Below are 21876 nucleotides of genomic sequence, written 5' to 3'. Positions count from 1 at the left end.
CCTATGCCCTTCGATACGAACCAGCCTCCGCGCCGCCCATGGGAAGAGAAGCTTCACGAGGCCACCAGCCGCATTGAGGAAGAGGTAAGCCGTGTCGTGAAGTATGTCGACGACGAGGTGCTCCCCGATGTGCGGCGTTCCAGTTCGGCAGCGCTGCGTGCCGCAGCAGAAAGACTCGCTCAACTCGCGCAGCACCTGGACGATAAAGCCAGTGCGGACGCCGACAAGGGCCAGAAGTAACATGGCGGCCGCAGGGCCCCAGCACCACGCCACGCGCCGGCAGCCAATGCCGGTGCGTGCGCTTTTTTCATTGGAGTGCATGCGAAGTCTGAAACGGGCCCTGGCCCTGAGTTCCACGGTGCTTTGCCTCCTGGCCACGGGCTGCCACCACAAGCAGAAGGTCGCCTACCAGCCGCCTCCCCCGCCCGCCCACAAGGGTCATCCTCCGGCTGAGCCTCGCCCCACGCAGCCAGCCGAGTTCGACGCGCACAGCATCGACTCCGAGATTGCAAGCGCCCCTCCGGGGTACTTCGACGACATCTCCGCCGGCCCCATCTCCAGCGAGGAAGGCATCGCGAGCTGGTATGTGACCAACTATCGCGGCCGGGCGATGGCTGACGGCACGATGGGCACGCAGGGCGCGATGACGGCAGCCCACCGCACGCTTCCCCTAGGCTCAACCGCGCGTGTGACCAACCTGAGCACCGGCCAGCAGGTGCTGGTGCGCATCACGGATCGCGGACCGTTTGTGCAGGGCCGCGTCGTGGATCTTTCCGAAGGCGCCGCCAAGGCGATCGGGCTCTATCGCGCCGGGGTGACCAACGTCCGCATTGAGGCCTACGCCCACCACACCGCCGACATCGAGGGACACTGGTGCGTGCAGACCGGCGTGTTCAAGGATCGCGGAGACGCCATCGATCTGAAGGCCGCGCTGCAGAAGCGCTACCCGGGGTCGCAGGTGATCGAGTTCGCCGGGCCCGATGGGTTCTGGGTGCGCATCGACCCGATCCACCGGGACAAGCAGACGGCGATGGCGATGGAACGCTGGATCGGCTCGCCCGACAAGTTCTCGCAAGCGTACCTGGTGCGGACGGACTAGGAACCGGCCGGCAGGCGAGTTCGATGTGGAAGGCTCCGTTGTATGTTGTGCGTTCTACGTTGTACGAACACGTAGAACGTACCACTCACAACGTAGAACAACACTCACTCAATTCCCCGGCGGAGCATAATACGGCAGCTTCGCCTGCTCCTGCGTGGCGCGCTTTACCGCGATATCTGCGAAGAGCAGCTCGGGCACGATTGTCGTCTCCGGCACGGGGGTTGCGGTCTGCGCGACGTAAGGCTTTCCGCCCGCGGCGATGACCTCGGAGCGCAGGGCGCGCTGGTCGAGCTCGTCAAAGACTGCCCCGCGCACCAGCGTGCGTTTGCCGCTGGGAGAGACACGATAGAGCAACCGGGGGACCAGGTCGCCCACCAGCGTCTCGACCTCGTACACATCACGCTGCTGGTCCTTCGCGAGTGCGAGCAGCTTCGCGTGCATCTGCTCCGCGGTGAGCGGCTGCGCGCTCTTCACGACGATGATGCCGGCCTTGGAGTGGGCCCCCTGTCCCAGCGCTGCGCGGCCGTGACCGTTGGAGACCGGGAAGTCCTTCACCGGCTCGCGGCCGACGAGGTAGTTGATGAGCTTGCCATGCTCGACGACGTCCACGGGAGCGACAGGCTGGCCTTCGTCATCGACCTCATAGCTGCCGACGAGGGTCTTGCCTTCGAAGGTCTTCATCGTGGGGTCGTCGACGACGCTGAGGAAGGTTGGCAGCACGGGGCTCTTCCAGCTCGACTGGTACGCACCCTGCGTGCGGGCGGTAGTGCCCATATCGGGGCGATCGGCCTCGACGTTGGGGATGAAGAGGCGGTTGAAGACATCGGCAGCGGCATCCCCGGAGAAGAGCACAGGGCCGTGATAATCCTCGGAGTCGACGACCGGCGCGAGACGAAGCTCATTGAAGCTCCTGAGGTTGTCAATGGCGCGCTTGTGCAGCGAGGCGGCGCTCTCGAGGCCTGAGGCAGTCGCCGCGCTGGAGCCATTGGCTCGGCCCAGCTCCATGCCGTCAGGAGCCTGGCCACCGACGGCGATCTGGTCGGAGTAGCTGGAGTAGCCGGTGCGCATCGCGGCGCCATCGGTGTCCACCGTATAGCGGTTCACGACGATGGCGTGCACGTTGGCGTTGGAATACTGGACCTGATCGGCGAAGCTCTTCACCTCGGGCGCCGTCGCGTACAAGCCGCTGGCCTCGATGATGCGCTTCTTCCACTCGGCGCGATCGAGCACGAGCGTGTGCAGCGGCTCGATGTGCGTGATGGGTTTGGCGGGCGTGAAGTCGTTGGCTGTGGGTGGGGTCTGGAAGTTCTTCAGCGCGGCCTGCTTGGCCGCATAGGCACGCAGCGCGGCCTTGTAGGCATCGTCGGTTGCAGTCCAAAGCGCGAACTTGAGCGCTGCGGCATCATCGTCGCCAGGAGCCAGCTCGAGCGTGCCATCGCCACGGGCGGAGCTGGAATCGGAGACGTAGTCGCCAATGCGCAGCTCGACACGCACAACGCGCTGCCGACGTTCGTTCTCTCCGGTAAGCGCTCCATAGCTCGCGGTGGCGTCGTAGCTCTGGATGTCTTCGAGACGATAGGCGATGAAGTAGGGCCTCTGCATGCCAGGGAGCACGAGTTCGGTCTTCTCCCGCTCCAGCTCGTCCTGCATGGCGGCCAGGATGGGATCGGTGAGCGGCTTGATTTGCGGCCCTTTGAGAACATGGGCGACCTGCGCCCCATCGCAGTCATCGCACTGAAATGGCGTGGCCGCCTTCTTCTGTGCAACGGCTCCGTAAGCTCCAAAGACGATCAACGTTGCGGCAAGCGAGCTAGCAAACTTCATCTACTGACCACCCTTCGCCGCGCTGTCGGTGGTCGTTGCGGCCTGCGACTGCTTGAGTGGCGGTGGCTCCACGATGGGAGGCCGTGCGGTGCCCTGCGACTGGCGCTGCGTCTCGATCTCCGAGACAAGCATCGCTGGAGCGACGGCGCTCACTGGCACGGTGCCACTTTCGGCGCCGCACTCGCCGTTGAAGATGTCCTGATGATCGCCTGTGGCAACGATGCGATTGAGCGCGGCCTGCGGTGTGCCCACGATGCTCACACCGCGCACCAGCTCATCGGGACGGCCGTCGACGTACACGCGATACACGACCAGCGGCATCACCTGAAACGCCTGTGGTGAGCGGCGCGTGGTGACCGCAAAGCCCGAGCTGATGTCCTCAAAGAAGAGGCCGTACGCCTTGCCCTGCTTCTTCGCTTCGGCCTTCAGCATCTCGCGCAGCTCGGCATCGCTGACGGTCTTGGTGGAGCTGACGATGAGGTTGCCTTGACGGCCTGTCGGCATCTTTCCTGTTTCCGCCCGGCCGTGGCCGTTCGACTCCGAGAAGCTTGCCACAGGCAGGCGCGACATGAGGAAGGTCTTCAGCACGCCATCCTTGATGAGATCGACCTTCTGTGCAGGCTGGCCTTCGTCGTCGAAGATGTAGTGGCCGCTAAGCGGATGGCCGTCGAAGGCGCTGATCGTGGGGTCGTCGGTGACGGAGAGGAACGTCGGCAGGATCTGGTGGTTGAGCAGCTTGGTGAAGGTCTGGCCCTCTTCATCGCCGCGCTGGCGCTGGCCTTCGAGGCGGTGGCCGAGGACCTCGTGGAAGAAGACCGCAGCCGCGCGGCCGCTGAGGATCGCAGGCCCGTTGTAAGGCTCGGTGATGGGCGCGACGCGCAGCTCGTCGAGATTCCTGGCGAGCGCTTCGGTCTTCGCGAGCACCTCAGACTGTGCGGGCAGATGACCGTCGGTGTCGGCCTCGAAGGTCTCGACGCGGAAGAGGTCCATGCCATCGGCGGCACGCGTGCGCGCAACGATGACGAGCCTCGCGACCGTGCTGGGCGCAGCCACGCGCGTGCCTTCGCTGGAGACGAAGTAGTCGGTCTCATGCGCTGCGCTGAGGATCGCAGTGTCGTAATAGATGTTGGGGTAACGGCGGAAGACCGCAGTGATCTCGCGCAGGCGCGACTCCCAGACTGCCTGGTCGATGCTGAGCTTGGACGCGGGCCTGAGCAGTTCCGACTCGGGTTGCTGCCTGGAGAAATCAGCCGAAGCGTCTTCTTCCTTGGCGCGGACCTGCTGCTCGGTCTTCACCTTCTCGAAGGCGTCGAGCGCCTTGCCGTAGCCGCGATTGGTGGCGAACCAGAGCGTGCGCTCGATGGACGGCTCGTCGTCGGTGAGTGGGAGCTGCATGGTGGTCAGAGCGCTGGTGCGGTGGTCGCCGTGGGTGTTGTCCATGGCGGGCGCGCCGATGCGCACCTGCACATCCGCAACGCGGGCGTGCGTGTCATTGGAGCCTGAGATCGCGCCGTAGGAGGACGTGATGTTCACGCGCTCGAAGTCCGCGACGGAGTAGCTGAGGAAGTAGGGCTTCGGCTGCGCTGTCACCTTCGCGGAGGCCTTGCCTGCGGCTGGCATCGCCTGCGTGGCGGTGGCTCCGAGTTCGGTCTGGGCGCGGTGAAGCTCCGCTTCCATCGCCTGCATGAGAACGGGATCTCCGGCAACGGGGCCTGCGAACGGAGCGGAAGGTGCAGGGCTGGCGAGGGCCGCGCTCGAAACCGACGCGACCGCAGCGTTCTGGGCGGATGCTGATTGGCTACCCGTTGCCATGGCAGCGGCCAGGAAGAGTGCAGTGGCTCCCGGACGCGCGAAGCGTGACCGCTCGCGGAGGCGCATGCGGCGAGCGCTGCGGTTCATGGCAATCGTGTTCTCAGGGAGAGGAGGGTGGCTCACGGCAGGCCCGCTTTCAAGGGGTGGAAGATTGGTTCCCAGTGTACCCGGAGACGGCAGCCACACCGGTCGGGCACGGCACGCACAGCACTCCGAAACTGGCTCCATTCCTATAGACCCCGAAATGGACGGTTTCGTTTCGCGGGCCAGCACGCCGACGGATTTGCCGCGGAGTCGCCGGGTGCTGCACACTCGACGCAGTCCGACCATGCGCCTTCGCTCGTTGCTGGCACTCAGCCTGCTCACCGTACTGCTGTCCCTTGCATCCTTCGCCCACGCCGCGCCAACCCGGGCCGAAAGCGTTGCGGACGCCTACGCGCGCGCGAAGATCGCCGCAACGCCACTGCACAGCAATCTGCCCGACTACTCCCTGCCCCCGGCGAGCCTCGCCAAAGCACGCACGCTGTCGGAGATCTTCACGCCGCTGCACTTTGTGCGCGAGGCCTGGGACCTGCTGAGCCTCTGGGCGCTGCTGCAGCTGGGCGTCATCGCCTGGGTGCGCGACCGCGCCGTGGCCTTCCGCAATCGTTGGGCGCAGGCATTTCTCTTCACCTTCGCGTGGATGCTTCTGATCACGTTGATCGACCTTCCGCTGAGCGTGTTTTCGCATCATGAGGCGGTGCACTTCGGGCTCTCCGTGCAGAGCTGGGGCAGCTGGTTCGGCCTGCAGGCGAAGGTGCTAACGCTGAGCTATCCGATCTATGCACTCCTCCTCTTGCTTCTCTTCTTCCTGGTCCGCCGCTTTCCCCGGAGCTGCTGGCTGGTGTGCTGGGTACTGTCGATTCCGCTGATCGCAGCGGCGTTTTATGGGACGCCGTATGCCAACAAGGTGATGAACCACTACGAGCCGCTGCAGAAGACCAATCCCGCGCTGGTGGCGAAGCTCGAGGAGCTCTGCGCCAAGGGGCACATGGATATCCCGCCCGAGCGGATGTTCCTCGAGAAGGCCAGCGAGAAGGTGACGACCCTGAACGCCGATGTCGAGGGCTTCGGCAGCTCGAAGCGGGTCGTCGTGTGGGATAACACGATTGCGAAGGCCACACCGGACGAGATCCTCGTGATCTTCGGGCACGAGAGCGGGCACTATGCGCTGGGCCACATCGAGCAGGCTTTCTGGTGGAGCGTGGCCGGATCGCTGGCGCTGCTGATGGCGCTCTTTGTGGGAACGCAGTGGCTGCTGAAGCGGCACGGGGCGCGGTGGCGCATCGCCTCCATGAGCGACTGGGGGGCGTTTGCTGTCTTCATGCTGATCGCAACACTGCTGACGATCGTCTCCGAGCCACTGGAGAGCCACATGATCCGGCAGCACGAGCATGCCGCGGATATCTACGGGCAGGAGCTGGTGCATGGGATCGTGGCCGACCCGCAGGGCGCCGCGCAGGGCAGCTTCCAGCTGCTGGGCGAGACCTCATACTCGGACCCCAACCCAAATCCGCTGTACGTGTGGTGGAGCTATGACCATCCTCCTACGGGCTACCGCGCGGCGTTCGGCAAGGCCTACGATCCGTGGGCGCGGGGGATGGAGCCGAAGTACTTCAAGAAGAAGTGAGTAGAGGACAGTGAGCAGTGAGCAGAGTTGCTCCGCAGTTCCCGTCTACTCTCTGACCTCCACTCACTCGCCTCTCGCCTCTCGAATCTCGTATCTTCTCCCTATGGATTGCCTCTTCTGCAAGATCGCTGCCGGCACGATTCCCGTGACGCGGCTGTATGAGAACGACCACGTGCTGGCGTTTCCGGACATCAGCCCGCAGGCGCCGGTGCACGTGCTCGTCATTCCAAAGAAGCACCTGGCCAGCCATGCTCATGGCACAGCGGAGGACGCTGCCGTCTACGGAGAATTGCTGGCTGCGGCCGGCGAGGTCGCGAAGGCGCAGGGGCTCGACAACGGCTACCGCATGGTGATCAACACGGGCGCGGACGGCGGGCAGACGGTGGGACACCTGCACGTCCACCTGCTGGGCGGCCGGCCGATGCACTGGCCTCCGGGCTAGAACGCGTCGATCTGGTGACGGGCTGGTATCTGCTGGCGGCTGTTTACCAACTCGCAACACTTCAAGTAGCGCACGAGCTGGGGGTAACTCTGGTGGTTCATCGTAAGCGGCTGGCCTGCAGCCAGTTAGCTCGCTTCGCGGGGTAGCGGCTGCGCCGTGAGCCGCTTCGCGGTTAGCGCGAGCCTGCACTCGGAATGGTGCAACCGTGTGGGGGAAGGCAGATCCTCTCCGGGGAGGCCAACCGGAAAAGCAACAGCAACGACGGGAGGCAGCGGAAACGACGGCAGGACGGGAGCCCAGTTCCTCCCTGACGTGCGAAGCACGCCAACGGCGAAGCCGCTACCATCCGCAGGACGCTATCGCGAAGCGCTCCAGCGGCCACCCCGAAGCGCTGTCCCCCTCGCATCTTCCCTGCCCTCTTCAGCGTCCAATAGGCCTATGGCATTCGCGACCCGTCATGAACCCATTCCCGCTCCTGTGCGGGACATCGTTGCTCCTGAGTCCGGCTGGGACGCCGGGCAGACCGACACTGCGATCTTCGCGGGCGGCTGTTTCTGGGGCGTTCAATCTGTCTTCCAGCGCGTGAAGGGCGTCGTGCACACCACCGTCGGCTACACCGGCGGCACCGCGCAGACCGCCAACTACCGCGACGTCTGCACCCACGAAACCGGCCACGCCGAGGCGATCGAGGTAATCTACGATCCCGCCAAGGTGAGCTACGGCACGCTGCTGCGCATCTTCTTCAGCGTGGTGCATGACCCGACACAACTCAACCGGCAGGGCGCCGACATCGGTCCCAGCTATCGCTCGGCGATCTTCTTCACCAGCGAGGAGCAGCGCCAGGTCGCCCTGGACTACATCCGCCAGCTCGATGCGGCACACCTGTTTCCGAAGCCGATCGTCACGCAGGTGGCCCCGCTCGAGGTCTTCTACGCGGGTGAGGACTACCACCAGAACTATGCCCTGAAGAACCCGCACAACCCGTACATCCAGGTCTGCGATATCCCGAAGATCGGCGAGCTGGAGCGGCAGTTTCCTGCGTTGTTTCAGGATTTTCGACTCTAGCTGCCAGATTCTGGCGGATTGTTGCCTGTTCGATAGAGTGCCCCAGATCCCTTTGCGGATTCGGGGCACTTTCTTTTTGCTCGGAACCGCTGACCGGAGCGTGGACTGACGCGAAGCGCCACCCCCAACCATCCACGTCCGGAAAGATGGCGTCTAACAGGTAACGCGCACAATGGCCAGCACTTCCCCGCGCCCTGGAAGACCATGAACGAACCTTTCCGCTCGACGCCGTACGTTTTTCTTCTTGCAGCTGCAATCTTCGCGACCTCGAACATGACCGCGCAAAGCTCCTCGGGAGCCGCGCAGCAGGCGGCCCAACAGCTCGGGGGCGGCGTGGGCTCGATGGGGGAAAAGGGTGCCCCGGCAGGCAGCCAGCCCGGGAAGCCGCAGGACTCGGCGTCCAAGCCGGCCTCGGCCAGCGAGGAAGCCGCTTCCACGACGAAGCTGAACCACGGCCCGCTCGATCCCAACACGGCGCCAACCGACCTGCCCACGGGGCGGCCGGTGATCGGCGTTGCGCTGGGCGGCGGCGGCGCCGAGGCGATGACGGAGATCGGCGTTCTGCAGTGGCTGGACGAGCACCACATCCCGGTGGACGTCATCGCCGGCACCAGCATGGGCTCCATCGTTGGCGCGCTCTACTCCACGGGCCAGAGCCCGAAGGAGATGCGGCAGATCATGACCGACGACTCGGTGGACCGTGTCTTCCGCATCCAGCCCTCCTACTCGGCCAAGAACTTCCGGCGCCGTGAGGACACGCGCGACACGCCCAACGCCATCGCCGCAGGGCTACGGCATGGCGTGAGCTTTCGCAACTCACTGCTGACCGATACCGGCCTGAATGAGCTGCTGGACAAGGAGTTCCTCCGATACAACGACCAGCTGAACTTCAACGACTTGCCGATCCCCTTCCGCTGCCAGGCCACGGACCTCACCGCGGCGAAGACGGTGACGTTCTCCCGCGGGTCGCTGCAGGATGCGGTGCGCGCTTCGGCGTCGCTGCCGGGAGTCTTCCGCCCCTTCGAGCTGGGTGGCCATCAGTTTGTCGATGGAGCGATCCTGGCGAACCTGCCTACCGAGGACGTGAAGGCCATGAAGGCCGACGTGATCCTTGCGGTGAGCCTTCCGCTGCAGCCCATCGGCAAGGGTGACCTGGACTCGATCGTGGGCGTGCTGCAACGCGCCTTTGCGGTGGGTATCGAAGCCAACGAGGACCGCGAGCGCAAGCTGGCCGATGTGGTCATCATGCCGGACGTCACCGGCTACACCGGCGCCGACTACCTGAAGATCAACGACCTGGCCGACCGCGGCTACCAGGCCGCCGAAGCCCACAAGGCGGAGCTGCTGAAGTACGCCATCAGCGACGACCAGTGGAGCATGTACATCGCGAAGCGGCGCTCCAAGGAGCGCGCGCCGGCCGGCAACATCCTGCGCGTCAAGGTGACAGCCCCGAACGCATCCGCGACGGCTGCGGTGGAGCGTACGTTTGCGCCGATCGTCGGCAAGCCGGTGAACACGGATCAGATCGAGTCGCTGCTGGCGGAGGTTCGCTCCGACGGAGCGTACGACGCGGACTATACGGTGGGCTACGAAGATGCCAACTCCACGCAACCCATCATCCTGGTGAGCGTGAACCACAAGAAGAACGGGCCACCCTTCCTGGCTGCCGGGTTCAACCTTGCGGCGCAGACGGCGGGGGTCACACGAGCCACCGTGGAGACACGCTTCCTGTGGCAGGATGTGGGCGGCTTTGGCAACGAGTTCCGCGCCAAGGTGAGCTTCGGCTTCGTCACCCATGCCGAGGCGGAGTACTACCGCCTGCTCGGCATCCATGGGCTCTTCGCCGCGCCGCGCATCGACTTCGACCGCACGCCGTACTACACGTACCAGAACGACTACCGGCTCGCCGAGCGGCAGTCGCAAACCGCGGGGCTGGGCGGCGACCTGGGTTGGACCGACCACCAGGACCAGGAGCTGCGTGTGGGCTGGCAGTTCCACAACGTGCAGTGGACGCAGACGACGGGAAATGACTTCCTCCCCGACTACAGCGGCAACTCGCAGAAGGCGCGTGTGCGCTACGTCTTCGACAACCAGGATCGCGGGCTGATCCCCCGGTATGGCGTGCGCTTTACCTCAGACCTGGGCTACATGTTTGCGACCGATGGCAGTGTCAACGCGCCGCAGCTCTTCAACCAGATCGAGCTGGCCCACACCTTTGGGGCGAAGAACCTCTTCCTGATGAACGCCGAGGGCGGCACGATGCTGAATCGCAATGTGCCGCAGCCCTTCCGCTACACGCTGGGCGGACCGCTGCGGCTCTCCGCCAGTGCGATCGACCAATACCGCGGGACGGACTACTTCCTCGTCACGCCGGGATACCTGCGGCGCATCGCCAGGCTGCCAGCACCGCTGGGGCAGTCGATCTACGTGGGAGGGACCTACGAGGCAGGGCAGGTGCGCGCGCCCGACCAGGCGAACATCTTCCGCCAGGACTTCTACTTTGGCGTGGTCGCCGAGACGCCACTCGGAGTCATTACGGTAGCCCCGGCGTTCGGCAGCAACGGGGAGCACAAGCTGACGTTCACGCTGGGAAGATTCTTCTAGAAAGCCTAGCTCCTAGCGGCTAGAAGCTGCTCTTCTACTTGCCCCCGCTCAACCTTGCGGCGAGCCGCTCGGGAAGGCCTGCTTCGCGGATGGCTGCCTGCGCCGCTGCGATGTCGTAGGGCACGCGGTAGAAGGTCACCGTCGCGGCGGCGTCATCGAAGATGGCGAAAGAGGCGCGGGGATCTCCGTCGCGGGGCTGGCCGACGGACCCGGGATTGATCAGATACCTTGCGCCTGCAGCGACCTCAAGCAGAAAGCTCTCCATGCCGCCAGTCTGCTGGAAGACGGGCCGGCTTTCTTCCCACTCTTCCTGGCGCTGGGAGAAGCCTCCCTGCACATGGGTGTGGCCAAAGAAGGTGATCTCGGACTCCATGCGCTGCAGGGGCGCCCAGGCGTCACGCATGGAGAGGATGTAGTGGTCTTCGTGCAGCGGAGAGCCGTGGGCGAGGAGCACGGTTTCGCTGGCACGGACGGGGCCCTGTGGCATCTCCCGCAGCCAGGCGAGGTTTTCTTCGGTCAGGGTGCGATGCGTCCACATGGCGGCTTCGGCAGCGACCGGATTGAAGCCTGCAGCGCTCGAAAGTCCGCAGCACACGCGATCGTGATTGCCACGCACATTGAGGGCGGCACGCTCACGCATCAGCGCTACGACCTCGTTAGGTGTCGCGCCATATCCGACGACGTCGCCGAGATCCCAGAGCTGATCGACGTCTGTAGCTGCGGCAAGAACTGCCTCGAGCGCGTGAACGTTGCCGTGAATGTCAGAGAGGATGAGGGAGCGCATGTCGGAAAGCGCTAGTGTACCGTGCGCGGGCGGCGGCGCGGCGAGTTTCGCAGGGCGGATCTCCGTCGCTAGGACCGGTGGTCCGTTCCTGGGCCTTCGTGGCGCTCACGTTCCGCCTGGCGCGCAACCCGGCCCAGCGGACGGTTGCGGTCGGTGGCCATGGTGGGCACCGCCGCCAGCAGGGACTGCGTGTACTCATGCTGCGGGTTCCGGAGCACATCGCGCGAGCTGCCCATCTCCACGATCTCGCCGCGCCGCATGACGGCGATGCGGTCGGCGATCTGGCCGACCACCGCAAGGTCGTGCGAGATGAAGAGCATGGACAGTCCATGCTCCTTCCGGAGGCGGCGGAGCAGGGCGAGGATCTCCGCCTGCACCGTAACATCGAGGGCCGTGGTGGGCTCGTCCGCGATGACCAGCCGGGGCTTGTTCACCAGCGCCATGGCGATGACGATGCGCTGCCGCTGGCCTCCCGAGAACTGGTGCGGGTAGTCGTCGATGCGGCGCTCGGGCTCCGGCAGAGCCACCTCGCGCATCGCGGCGAGCACACGCTCTCGCACCTCAGCGCGCGCCGTCTTCGGCGCATGCGCCAGCACGCATTCGGCGATCTGGCGGCCGATGGTCATCACAGGATTGAGCGCCGTCATGGGCTCCTGAAAGATCATCGCGATCTCGCGGCCACGGCTCCGGCGCATGTCGCGCTCGGACGTCGTCAGCAGGTCGCCGTACACGCTGTACCCGATGGTCGCGCGCGGGTGACTACGTTCCGGATGTGCATCCTCCCACTCCGGCAGGCCGACGTCTACCAGCCCGGCTTCGGTGCGAACCCAGTGCGCCGACGCTCCCGTCCGGCGATAGCCCAGGGCCTCCTGAGCTCCTCCGCTCGCAGCGGAATACAGCTTTACGCTGCCGCTGACATGCGCCGTCGAGGGCAACAGCCGCATCAGCGCCAGTGAGGTGGCGCTCTTGCCGGAGCCCGACTCGCCGACCAGCCCCAGCGTCTCGCCAGAGTTCAGCGAAAAGGAGATGCCGCGCACGGCCTCGCTCTTGCCAAAGGCGACGCGAAGATCTGTGACCTCGAGGAGCGGGTTCGGCGGCGCAGGTGCGTTGGAGCTCACACAGATCAGGATAGCGGAGGCGCAGGAGCGAAAGGGGCACCCGTCATCGGGGAACGACCACGAAGCTGCGCCACGGCGTGATGAGCAGCTCGCCGGCAGCGCCGCAGCTCCAGACCCGCCAACGATACTTCCCTGCCGACGAAGCGAACTGGGCGACCACACGGGTCTGCACGCGCGTGCCCCGGTCGCCAACCAGAAACAGGCGCGGATTCATCCAGCCGTTCGGCAGCTGGGTCTGCCACTCCACCACCTGCAAGCCGGCGCCGCCGAGGTTGTCCCACCATAATTCGGGCTGGGGAGCACGCGAGTCGCCATCCGGTGGCGAAGCGAGCCGCACACCACGAAGCCCCTCGGCCGCCTCCTTGCTGCTGGGAGGGCCTGTCACCAACAGCGAGCTGGCGGCGTTCGCCTGCGACTCCACCGACGGCGTGAGCGTGACGTGCAGCACGAGCCAGCGGCCGTCGTCCGCCCGGCGCAGCACCAGCAGCGGATGCGTGAGGCCGAACGCGTTGTCCCCGTCCGTGACCACGCGCGCCCGCACTAGAGCCAGCGATCCAGTGACGCCCACGTCGAGGATATCGACACGCAGGTGGTTCGGGTCCAGCAGGTGTGGAGTACCGGAGGTGACGTCCAGCACGCCCATCAGCATGCCGAGCGGGGCATAGAACTCAGCCATTGCCGGATCGGCGTTGCGGCCCAGCGACTCGCCACGCACCATTGTGAAGAGCGCGGCCTCCGCGGCCTTCGCTACCTCCGTGCGCATGACATATTCAGCCTGGGCGCGCTCGAACTTCGCGAGGAGCGTCGGGTTCGCTTCGTCGGGAGAGAGAGGGTTCGGCGGAAGGATGGGCGGGATGCCTCCGTGCCATGGTTCATACGCTTCGACGAAGAGGGCGCGCGCTGCACGCGCGTGCGGCGCATCCTTGAGCAGATTGAGGATTGGGCGACCATCGTCGGCAGCGGTTGGCAGGTCGCCTTGCGGAGGATCGGGAGCGACCTCCCGGGGAAGGAGGTGGGCGCGCCTGCCGGTGTAAGGCCACTCCGCGGGCAGATGGCCCACAAGAAGATCCGGGAAGTCGTCGCTGCCCTTCGCAGCCTCCAGCCGATCCGCCAGCTGGTCGCAGGGCAGGGTGACGAAGCTGACCGCAACGCGACGTGGACCGATTCGAAGCCAGTCGCGCAGCCGGATCAGGTCCGGCGTGGTCTGCTCGTGAGAGCTCCCGTTGAAAGACGCAAGGTCCCGCTTTGGAGAAGGTGCGGACGGCGCAGGCACATCGCCCTGCGCATCGGCCTGCGTCGCCGGCGGCGCAGCTTTTTGGGAGATCGAGCTGAGGGAGTCGCCGAAGCTCCCCGCGGCCTTGCCATAGCTGCTCGCCGGCGTGCTGGTGATGGTGGAAGGGAGCGTGCCCTTTGGCGCCGTCTGGGTCGCGGGCTGTGGCCCCGCCTGGGCTTGCAGGCGCTGATCGGCCAGCGTGACGGGCGAGGCCGAATCGCCGGTGGGATAGCCGCGCGCGTCGCACAGCGGAGCCCATGCGGTGACGCGCCCGCGCTCGCGGTCCCATGGACTGGGCGGGTCAGGATGGCGCTGCGGCGTGCGCAGCTGGCCTTCCCCGGCCACGCCAGACGCACCCAGGAGAGCCAACACAACCAACCGCCCAACTCGACTGGAAATCATGGGAGCTCCGGAGGGACCACGTCGAAAGCCACTATTGCGATGCAGTGTAATGGCTTGGACGCGCGACCCTGCGCGGAGTCTCGCCAGTCGAAGATTTATTCCCTCTCTCCTTCCCACTCTGCAAACGCAACAGAACACGAGCCAGAGTCCATTGCTCCGCGCCTGAATCCAATCCCCTGTGAGTGCCTCCAACAACCCGGCCCCGCTGCTTCGTCTGTCGGTTCTCGATCAATCCCCTGTCCCCGAGGGCTTCACAGCCTCCGACGCGCTGGCGAACTCGCTGGAGCTCGCGCAGCACGTGGACAAGCTGGGCTTTACGCGGCTCTGGTACTCCGAGCACCATGCGATGGACCTGCTGGCCTGCACGGCACCGGAGATCCTGGTGGGCCGCGCCGCAGCGGCTACCGAGCGTATCCGCGTAGGGTCGGGCGGCATCATGTTGCCGCATTACTCTCCGCTGAAGGTCGCGGAGGTCTTTCGGACGCTGCATGCGATGTTTCCGGGGCGCGTCGACCTGGGCATTGGCCGCGCGCCGGGTGGTGGCCAGCTGGAAGCCCATGCGCTGCGCCGCGTTCGGCAGGGGCCAGCGCCCGATGACTTCCCCCAGCAGCTCGCGGAGCTGCGTGCGTTCCTGCATCCAGAGCGCTTTCCCAGGGATCATCCCTTCGCCAACATCCGGGTGATGCCAAGCGCTGAAGGTGCGCCCGCGGTGTGGCTGCTCGGCTCGTCGATGTGGTCGTCGATGACGGCTGCGGTGGAGGGATTGCCGTACGCATACGCGCACTTCTTCTCCAGCTCGCAGACACGCCATGCGATTGAGCACTACCGGAGCCGGTTCACGCCGGGACCGGATGGCGATGCTCCCAAGGCGAGCATTGCGATTGGCACCATCGTTGCGTCGACGCAGGAGGAAGCCGACTGGCATTACTCGTCGACGCGCCTGCTGATGCGGCGCATCCGCATGAACGACCGCCGCCCCGTCGCGACGCCGGAGCACGCCATTCGCGAGCTGGCGCAGGTGCCGTCCTCGCCGGACACACTGGTGCCATTCCTCTCCGGCCCGCTGGACGAACCGGATGGCGAGTTCCCGCGTTACGTCGTGGGCACGCCGGAGAAGGTGCGAGACCAGCTGCTGCGCATCGCTCGCGAGCTGGAGCTGGACGAGCTGATCGTGAACACGGTGATCCATTCGCACGAGGCGCGGTTGAAGAGCTATTCGTTGCTGGCGGAGGCGTTCGGGCTGTAGCTGGAGATATCGCGTTATGCTGCTCGCATGCGTCGATCGTTTCGTATGGCCATTGCAGCTGTTGTAGTGCTCGCTGGAGTCAACAGTGCTGGGTGGTGCCGCGCGCAGCAGGCACCTCCTTCAATGGAGGGTTCTGACGTATGTTCTTTACCGAAAGCCCCACCAGGCAGCGTGATGCACCTACTTCGGGTTGTGGCGATTTCTGTGGCACCCACGGACGGAACGTATACCGATTTCGGCCGGGGACAGGGCGAGTTCGTCAGAGTTCGACTTGAGGCGGTGCTCTTCAGCCCGGAACGGATTGGCAAGACAAGAACATTCACGATCCATCCCTATCCGGGCGATTCGACGTTTCCTCCAGAGATGCTGAAGCCCGGATATAGCTATCTGGTCGTGTATCCCTTTTCGCTCGGATTCGCCCGCCATGAACCCATAGACACGATCGGTCTGACCAGATGCGGAGTCTTGGAAGACACCCTCGCGAATGAGCGTCGTGTATTGGCGCTTCTGCGATCTACACATCCAACGCGCTAACTTCGTACACTAGAGTCGATGTCCCCCATCGACATTCTCATTGTTGGCGCCGGGCCTGCCGGTTGTGCCGCGGCGTATGACCTGGCCGAGGCGGGCGTGCAGGTGTTGTTGCTCGACCGACGCAGCTTTCCCCGGCACAAGGCGTGTGCGTGCGGGCTGACTCGCAAGACGCTGAAGGCGCTGCGGTATTCGGTCGATCCCATCGTCGAGCATGCGTGCGAAGAGATCGTGCTGGAGGCTGCGGCGGGCGACTCGGCGAAGCTGCGGCTGCGCGACAGCAAGCCCATCGCGGCCATGGCTGTTCGCGAGCGCTTCGATGCCTTCTGCCTGGAGCAGACGCTCGCGGCCGGGAAGAACGGTGGCGGCGTGACCTTCCGCCGGATCGACAGCATCGCGGCGCTGCGCGAGACGGGCGATGGGATCGAGCTGGACGTGCTGACGGGTGATGACCGTGAGACTCTCCGCGCAGGCGTGCTGATCGGCGCGGATGGCTCGAACGGGCAGACGCGGCGGCTCGCGGCGCAGCTTGAGGCTGGGCGCACAGAAGCCGTGGTGACGCAGCCGTCCGAGGCTGCCTGGTACGAGCGGGGATTCGCGCTCGAAGCGACCGCGCCCTATGCCGTGCTGCCAGCGGCGCTTCCCGAAGGCGATGGCCCAAAGGATCTGCTCTTCGACTTCAGTCCGCTGCCGGGAGGCTATGGATGGCTGTTTCCCAAGGGCGATCACATCAACATCGGCGTGGGCGCCTTTGCTCCGGGAGATGGCGTTGCTGCCTCCAAGGATGCTGCGCTGAAGCAGGTGACGCGCAAGCTGCTGGCGGACTACACGCAGCGCAAGCTGGGCGTGGACCTCGTGCAGGCAGGCGGACCAGTCACGGGGCAATATCTCGGCATGGGTGGCCATGCGTATGCGCCAAGGGGACGTGTCCTGCTGGTGGGCGATGCAGCCGGGCTGGTCGATCCGCTGACCGGCGAAGGGATCCACTCGGCGGTGGTCAGCGGGCAGGCTGCGGCTGCGGCTGTCCTGAGTACGCGCGCGCAGGGTTTTGCAGGCATCGCGGAGAGCTATGCGAAGAAGCTGACGCCGCTGCAGGAGACGCTGGCCTTCAGCGAACGAGCGGCGCGCAGCTTCTATCGCGAGCCCGAACGCGGGTTCCGCGTAATGCGAACTCCGATGGTGGGGTGGCTTGCGCTCAAGACGTACACAGACGGGCTACCGGTGAGATTCCTGCGGCCAATGGTGCGGCTCGCGGCATGGCGCTCGAAGTAGGCAGGGGGCCGATCGACTCGCCTGACTCGCTTAATCGAAGCGCGGCAGGTGTTCCACGTCGCACGCCGGTACGGGCTCGAGCGGTCCGCCGGCCTTGATCCACGCCTTCAGGCCGCCCTGGATGACCTTGGTGTGGCAGGACTCGCGCTCCAGCATCTTCGCGACACGGACGCTGGTGGCCTCGTGCGCGCAGGAGCAGTAGAGGTAGATCTCGCACTCCGGCTGCATGAACTCGCGCAGCGCCACCAGCTCGTCGCGCAGGCGTGCGGGCTCCACGCGGATGGAGTTCTTGATGCGCTGCATGCCGGGGTCATAGTAGCCGTGGGAGCGCACGTCGGCGATGACGACAAGGCGGTCGTTACTTGGGGCATTCAGCTTTTCGAAGAGCTCCCGCGCCGCGACACGCTGGACGGTGGTGAACTTGGTATCGCGCAGGTAGCCGATCGTCAGCCACACGGCATAGATGGTGAAGATGAACATCATCGTGCCCGCGGTGGCCTGGCCCAGATGCTCCACGAGCGCGATGAGATGGTGCAGCGCCGGGGCGAAGATGTATCCCAGCCCCGACCACGCGGAGACGTAAAGGATGAGGCCGATCGCATCGTTGCGCAGGAAACGCCACAGCCGCATGTTAAGACTGCCCGCGAGAGGCGCCGCGATGGTCGCGAGCCCCGGGACAAACTTCGAGAACAGCAGCGTCTTCGCGCCGCGCCGGTAGAAGTTCTTCGCCGAGCTATGGATGCAGGCCTCCGGGTTGATGGAGAACCGGCAGATGCCGGCCAGCAGCCACCAGCCCGTGGTGCGGCCGCCGAAGAACATCATGGTGTCGCCGAGCAACGCCGCCCCACAACCAAAGAGCAGGATGAGCGGGAACGAAAGCACGCCACCGTGAGCCGCGGCGCCGGCCGCCAGCAGCACAACCGAGAGCGGAAGCGGCAGGCCGCAGGAGGATAGCAGCAGCACGATCACAATTGCGGCATATCCGTGGTGCTGCACTGTCGCAGTGAGGTTCATGGTCGTGCAAATACTCCGGGCTCGGGTCGCGAATCTATAGGCTCAGATGCACAAGACCGATGAGATGTTCCTGTGTCTTACGGTATCTTTCAGACGCACGCCGGCACCCGCCGGATTGCGCTGTATTGGGAATACCTGCTGGCTAGAACTGTATTCGCACGCCGATCTCGATCTGCCGCTCGCGGCTGAGCCCGGTGGTGGACGAAAGAGGCGTGCCGAAGGCCGGAGTCTGCACACCTTCGCTGGCGACCGTGGCTGCGTCCTGGAAGATCAGCGGTGTGGGCGCACCGGCGGTCGCGGGCGTGCCCACGAGGAACGCCCGCGTCTCCACCCGCGACAGGCTGACCGAGTTGGCAAGATTGAAGGCCTGCGCAAAGGCTTCAAAGTGCATCTTGTGGAGATGGAACTCCTTCGTAACGCGGAGGTCCACGCGGCTCTTCGCGGAAAGCCGCAGCGTGTTGCGCCCGACGGTGGGAAGATACACAGCCCCGCCCGAGCCGTTGATGGAGTCGCCGCCGCCGGACAGGTAGGAGCCGCCATAGATGCCATAGCTGAAGGGTGCTCCTGAACCTGCGATGGCGATGGCGCCGATCGTCCAGTCGGCGAGAATCGCCCGCAGCGGGCCGGCTCCATTCGCACGGCCCGTGCGGTACTCCAGAGCACCGGAGACATGCACCGGGAGGCTTAGGCTCGAGAGGCCCTTGTCGTAGCCGATGCGGAAGGGATCGAGCTGTGAGTTGAGTCGCGGCGTCGCGCCCTGCTGCGGGTTGTAGTCGATAGCACGCGAGAAGGCAAAGCTGCCATGCGCTGTGAGCCCGTGCCAAGCGCGCACGCCTGCCTCCAGCGTGCCCGCATGAAAGGTCTCGTTGGCGTGCGAGGAGAGCAGCGATACAGCGCCGTACTGCGTGATGGGCCGTGTGGTGTAAAGGGGCAGGCTGAAGATCTCGCCGTTGCGAACACCGATGCGGCCATCACCACCCTGCAGCTGGAATGTCTTTGTAGTGGTCGACGGCGCGATGTTGATGTCGGAGGTGGTCGCGAGCTGCGTCGCGTTCGCCATGGCATAGCCCATACGCAGCCAGAGGTGGCCGCCAAACGAGTGCTCGACTGTAAGCGAAGCGCGCTGGATGGCAGGCTCGCGGAAGTGGCTGGAGATCACGAGCGCCGAGGTCGTCTGAACCACCGCCGCCGGTGGCGCGCCGGTGTAGTCGCAGGGATAGCCGAAGCCCTGGCTCACGGTGGTGACCTGCGGGCATTGCGTGATGGTGGTCGGCCGAATTCGCACACGCTCGATCGAGCTGGGCAGTGCTGTGTCTGTGAGCGCCGCCGCGATGGTGGCTCCCGGCGTACGCCCATAGAAGACCCCATAGCCCACGCGCGCAGTGAACCATGGTCGCCCAGCGGACCTCGAAGAGGTTCGCGGACGCGGTGACCACGCTACGCTCACGCGGGGACCTACGTTGTTGCGGTCCTCGGGCATGGTGGCGGTCGCGCCCGCATCGCTGCGGCCCAGCGTGGCAAGAGCGGCATCGAGCGCAAAGTTCGGAGCCTGCGGCAGCGGCAACAGCGTGTACTCGTAGCGCGCGCCGAAGTTCAGCACGAGGCCGTCGCGCACGCGCCAGGAGTCCTGCGCGAAGCCACTCACCTGGTGCACCGCAAGCTCCAGCTGCTGCTCCCCGAAGCTCTGCGTGAAGGTGTGAAAGCAAAAGTAGTGCGGCGAGGCATACACACTCGGGCAGCCGCCGTTGGGATAGGCATGCACGTTGTAGGCGTAGTCGGTGATCCAATCGACCAGGCCACCGGCGTAGCCGTTGGTCGTCGCGCTGTTATAGCTGAAGCTTCCATCGGCGTTGTTGATGGAGTCGGTGCGATCGTCGATGCGGCTCCAGCTCGCGCCTGCACGAAGGAGGTGCGTGTGCAGGCGAAGCTCGAAGGCTTCGTGCACTTCGATGCGTGTCTCTTCGGGATAAGCGTTGCGGCCCAGGTTTGGCGGCGTGCCATACGCGAAGCCCTCAGGCGCGATGCTGACCTGCGGAGCGTAGCCTCCGGGACCGATGGCAGGCTCCTGCGCGAGCGGTGCGCGTGGAGATTCCTGGTTGAGCTCATGCGACCATTGCACGCTTGCCTCGTTGTCCATCGCTGAAGTGAAGCGGTGCAGCCAATGCGCCGCAACGGCATCCACGCTCACGGTGCGATCTCCGACGCTGCCCATGCCGCGCGCCACAACAGCATCGGAGCTCTGCCCAAAGGCCGCGCCCGCCGGCGAGTTGAGCCGATGCGCGGCGTACGTGAGCGCCAGCTGGTCTCGAGGACCTGCACTGAGATCCACACGCAGGAACCCGTTCAGACGGCGGGCTGAGCGGTGAATGACTCCAGTGAGGCTGTCGAGATAGTTGAGCGCCTGCTGCACCTGCATGCCGCTGACACCACGCACCGCGAGCAGCGTGCTCTGCGTGGACGTGAGCTGATAGAAGTTTGCGAGCTGTGGCGTCGAGGTGAGCTGATCGTGGTGGAGCTGCGCTTCGAGAGAACCAAAGATCCAGGCGTGCGGCGGGGCAGCATGGTGGTGCGCTCGCGCAAGTTGGAGCGGAGCTCCCGCACTGCCACCGAAGATCCAGGCCTCGCCGCCGGGCCGCGCGAGGCTGTTGCTCACGATGCCATTGCTGTAGTGCGTGACCATGGCGAAGGGGTTCGTCGCCGACCAGGCGCCATCCCGCAGCAGCGCGAAGGCGCTGCCGTGGAGCGCAGGCCCGCCGCGTATCGTGCGGATCGAGGTTGAGGCGCCTCCGGAGCCGGACGACTCGGCGGAGTAGTCGAGCGACCGCGCGCTGAACCGCTGCACAGCTCCCTGGGCGAAGCTTGCAGTGGACGCAGCCCCACCCGCAGCGCTGCCTCGCGGGCCGGAGCGGAAGTACTGCATCGCGCTCAGGCCATCGAGGCTCTGTCCGCTCGCCGTGATGGCGAGGCCCGCTTCGCTCAGCCCGGAGGCTGCAAGTCCTTCATCGCTCGTCGCGCGCGCAGCTCCGTCCGGCTGCGGATCGGTCTCCAGATCGGCGGCTCCGCTGCCTTCCGGCGCGGCGGAGGTTGCGTCGACGGACAGCGGGGAGAGCTCATCAAGCGCCGCAAAGGTCCGCGAGGAGACCGGCAGCAGCGAGAGCTCGTCACTGGCATGGGCCACCTGCGCCAACGTCTCTACGCCCCCACTCTGATCGAAAACACCAGCGCCGGAGTCGCGCGAAAGATCCAGGGTGATCTCCGCAATCTCTCCGGGCTCCAGGAGGATGGTCGCCGAGGCGCGATGGCCCGCGAAGGTACCGGTGAGAGTGTATGCGCCGGGTTGCAGACGCAGAAGGAAGAACGTGCCGTCGCGCGCTGTATGGAAGCTGTTGGCCACCCCAGCAGTAGATTGCAGCGTGAGATCGGTGTCCGCGAATCGACCGCCAGTGCCAACGACGCGTCCCCGCAGCGCCGCATCCATGGGACCCTGCGCCCGCGCGCTCACTGCGACAGCGAGGCCCAACGCACACAACAACGCCATGCGGCCACGCCGCATGATGAGACCACATATCTTTCGCAACCGCGTATCTCCGCTCCGGGGAACATGGGCCGGAGCACCCTCTACTCAGCTGGAGAATCGAACATCGTAAGCCGCACGCAAGAACCACGGCCACGAACAAACAGAAAGCGTAGCCGAAGGCTAGATGAGTTCTCCTCGTTTGGG

General features: G+C 65.4%; 15 protein-coding genes. 8 read left to right on the top strand and 7 right to left on the bottom strand.

Annotated elements, in window-relative coordinates; translation table 11 throughout:
• Positions 1–3 precede the first annotated feature (3 nt).
• The gene (locus C4S68_RS18840; RefSeq protein ID WP_103934658.1) at positions 4–240 is read left to right on the top strand and encodes a hypothetical protein; all 237 of its coding nucleotides are present in this window, start codon (positions 4–6) and stop codon (positions 238–240) included.
• Positions 241–319: 79 nt separating this feature from the next.
• Positions 320–1099 (top strand): septal ring lytic transglycosylase RlpA family protein, encoded by a 780-nt coding sequence (locus C4S68_RS18835; protein ID WP_103934657.1) that lies wholly within the window; start codon positions 320–322, stop codon positions 1097–1099.
• 108 nt (positions 1100–1207) lie between these two features.
• Here the strand turns inward: C4S68_RS18835 and C4S68_RS18830 are convergent, their stop codons facing one another.
• Entirely contained in the window at positions 1208–2923 is a 1716-nt protein-coding gene (locus C4S68_RS18830; RefSeq protein WP_103934656.1) for a metallopeptidase TldD-related protein, read from the bottom strand.
• A complete protein-coding gene (locus tag C4S68_RS18825; RefSeq protein WP_235011708.1) occupies positions 2924–4822 on the bottom strand; it encodes a TldD/PmbA family protein in 1899 nt (632 codons plus the stop codon).
• A gap of 241 nt (positions 4823–5063) precedes the next feature.
• On the opposite strand from C4S68_RS18825, the gene C4S68_RS18820 reads away from it, so the two are divergent.
• From C4S68_RS18820 to C4S68_RS18805, 4 genes are all read left to right on the top strand, one after another.
• Positions 5064–6404 carry a M48 family metalloprotease gene (locus C4S68_RS18820; protein ID WP_103934655.1) on the top strand — a complete coding sequence of 447 codons (1341 nt, stop codon included), beginning with the start codon at positions 5064–5066 and terminating at the stop codon, positions 6402–6404.
• Between the two features lie 103 nt (positions 6405–6507).
• Positions 6508–6846, top strand: coding sequence for a histidine triad nucleotide-binding protein (locus tag C4S68_RS18815; RefSeq protein ID WP_103934654.1), 339 nt, complete (start codon positions 6508–6510; stop codon positions 6844–6846).
• A gap of 438 nt (positions 6847–7284) precedes the next feature.
• Positions 7285–7911, top strand: a complete 627-nt coding sequence (msrA, locus tag C4S68_RS18810) for a peptide-methionine (S)-S-oxide reductase MsrA (protein WP_103934653.1) — start codon at positions 7285–7287, stop codon at positions 7909–7911.
• A gap of 204 nt (positions 7912–8115) precedes the next feature.
• Positions 8116–10515, top strand: coding sequence for a patatin-like phospholipase family protein (locus C4S68_RS18805; RefSeq protein WP_235011707.1), 2400 nt, complete (start codon positions 8116–8118; stop codon positions 10513–10515).
• Between the two features lie 34 nt (positions 10516–10549).
• Here C4S68_RS18805 and C4S68_RS18800 read toward each other — a convergent pair whose 3' ends face one another.
• The 3 genes from C4S68_RS18800 to C4S68_RS23000 form a co-directional block, all read right to left on the bottom strand.
• Positions 10550–11299 (bottom strand): metallophosphoesterase family protein, encoded by a 750-nt coding sequence (locus C4S68_RS18800; RefSeq protein WP_103934652.1) that lies wholly within the window; start codon positions 11297–11299, stop codon positions 10550–10552.
• A 68-nt stretch (positions 11300–11367) separates the two neighbouring features.
• The gene (locus C4S68_RS18795) at positions 11368–12423 is read right to left on the bottom strand and encodes an ABC transporter ATP-binding protein (protein WP_407641115.1); all 1056 of its coding nucleotides are present in this window, start codon (positions 12421–12423) and stop codon (positions 11368–11370) included.
• Positions 12424–12460: 37 nt separating this feature from the next.
• Positions 12461–14092 carry a hypothetical protein gene (locus tag C4S68_RS23000; RefSeq protein ID WP_146072225.1) on the bottom strand — a complete coding sequence of 544 codons (1632 nt, stop codon included), beginning with the start codon at positions 14090–14092 and terminating at the stop codon, positions 12461–12463.
• A gap of 178 nt (positions 14093–14270) precedes the next feature.
• On the opposite strand from C4S68_RS23000, the gene C4S68_RS18790 reads away from it, so the two are divergent.
• Together C4S68_RS18790 and C4S68_RS18780 are read left to right on the top strand one after the other, a co-directional pair.
• Positions 14271–15338, top strand: coding sequence for an LLM class flavin-dependent oxidoreductase (locus C4S68_RS18790; protein ID WP_235011706.1), 1068 nt, complete (start codon positions 14271–14273; stop codon positions 15336–15338).
• A gap of 552 nt (positions 15339–15890) precedes the next feature.
• Entirely contained in the window at positions 15891–17141 is a 1251-nt protein-coding gene (locus C4S68_RS18780; RefSeq protein WP_103934648.1) for a geranylgeranyl reductase family protein, read from the top strand.
• 30 nt (positions 17142–17171) lie between these two features.
• Here the strand turns inward: C4S68_RS18780 and C4S68_RS18775 are convergent, their stop codons facing one another.
• Positions 17172–18155 carry a VTT domain-containing protein gene (locus tag C4S68_RS18775; RefSeq protein WP_103934647.1) on the bottom strand — a complete coding sequence of 328 codons (984 nt, stop codon included), beginning with the start codon at positions 18153–18155 and terminating at the stop codon, positions 17172–17174.
• A gap of 142 nt (positions 18156–18297) precedes the next feature.
• A complete protein-coding gene (locus C4S68_RS18770) occupies positions 18298–21708 on the bottom strand; it encodes a TonB-dependent receptor (RefSeq protein WP_146072224.1) in 3411 nt (1136 codons plus the stop codon).
• Between the last annotated feature and the right edge of the window lie 168 nt (positions 21709–21876).

The organism is Bryocella elongata (assembly GCF_900108185.1).
GTDB lineage: Bacteria > Acidobacteriota > Terriglobia > Terriglobales > Acidobacteriaceae > Granulicella > Granulicella elongata.
This window is presented reverse-complemented; position numbering and strand designations above follow the sequence as displayed.

What these genes read in the sequence shown, in the direction of transcription:
- C4S68_RS18840 (WP_103934658.1), top strand. Translation starts at nt 4, where the DNA reads ATGCCCTTCGATACGAACCAGCCTCCGCGCCGCCCATGGGAAGAGAAG.
- C4S68_RS23000 (WP_146072225.1), bottom strand. Translation starts at nt 14,092, where the DNA reads ATGATTTCCAGTCGAGTTGGGCGGTTGGTTGTGTTGGCTCTCCTGGGT.
- C4S68_RS18820 (WP_103934655.1), top strand. Translation starts at nt 5,064, where the DNA reads ATGCGCCTTCGCTCGTTGCTGGCACTCAGCCTGCTCACCGTACTGCTG.
- C4S68_RS18805 (WP_235011707.1), top strand. Translation starts at nt 8,116, where the DNA reads ATGAACGAACCTTTCCGCTCGACGCCGTACGTTTTTCTTCTTGCAGCT.
- C4S68_RS18800 (WP_103934652.1), bottom strand. Translation starts at nt 11,299, where the DNA reads ATGCGCTCCCTCATCCTCTCTGACATTCACGGCAACGTTCACGCGCTC.
- C4S68_RS18780 (WP_103934648.1), top strand. Translation starts at nt 15,891, where the DNA reads ATGTCCCCCATCGACATTCTCATTGTTGGCGCCGGGCCTGCCGGTTGT.
- C4S68_RS18835 (WP_103934657.1), top strand. Translation starts at nt 320, where the DNA reads ATGCGAAGTCTGAAACGGGCCCTGGCCCTGAGTTCCACGGTGCTTTGC.
- C4S68_RS18830 (WP_103934656.1), bottom strand. Translation starts at nt 2,923, where the DNA reads ATGAAGTTTGCTAGCTCGCTTGCCGCAACGTTGATCGTCTTTGGAGCT.
- C4S68_RS18775 (WP_103934647.1), bottom strand. Translation starts at nt 18,155, where the DNA reads ATGAACCTCACTGCGACAGTGCAGCACCACGGATATGCCGCAATTGTG.
- C4S68_RS18825 (WP_235011708.1), bottom strand. Translation starts at nt 4,822, where the DNA reads ATGAACCGCAGCGCTCGCCGCATGCGCCTCCGCGAGCGGTCACGCTTC.
- C4S68_RS18815 (WP_103934654.1), top strand. Translation starts at nt 6,508, where the DNA reads ATGGATTGCCTCTTCTGCAAGATCGCTGCCGGCACGATTCCCGTGACG.
- C4S68_RS18770 (WP_146072224.1), bottom strand. Translation starts at nt 21,708, where the DNA reads ATGCGGCGTGGCCGCATGGCGTTGTTGTGTGCGTTGGGCCTCGCTGTC.
- msrA (WP_103934653.1), top strand. Translation starts at nt 7,285, where the DNA reads ATGGCATTCGCGACCCGTCATGAACCCATTCCCGCTCCTGTGCGGGAC.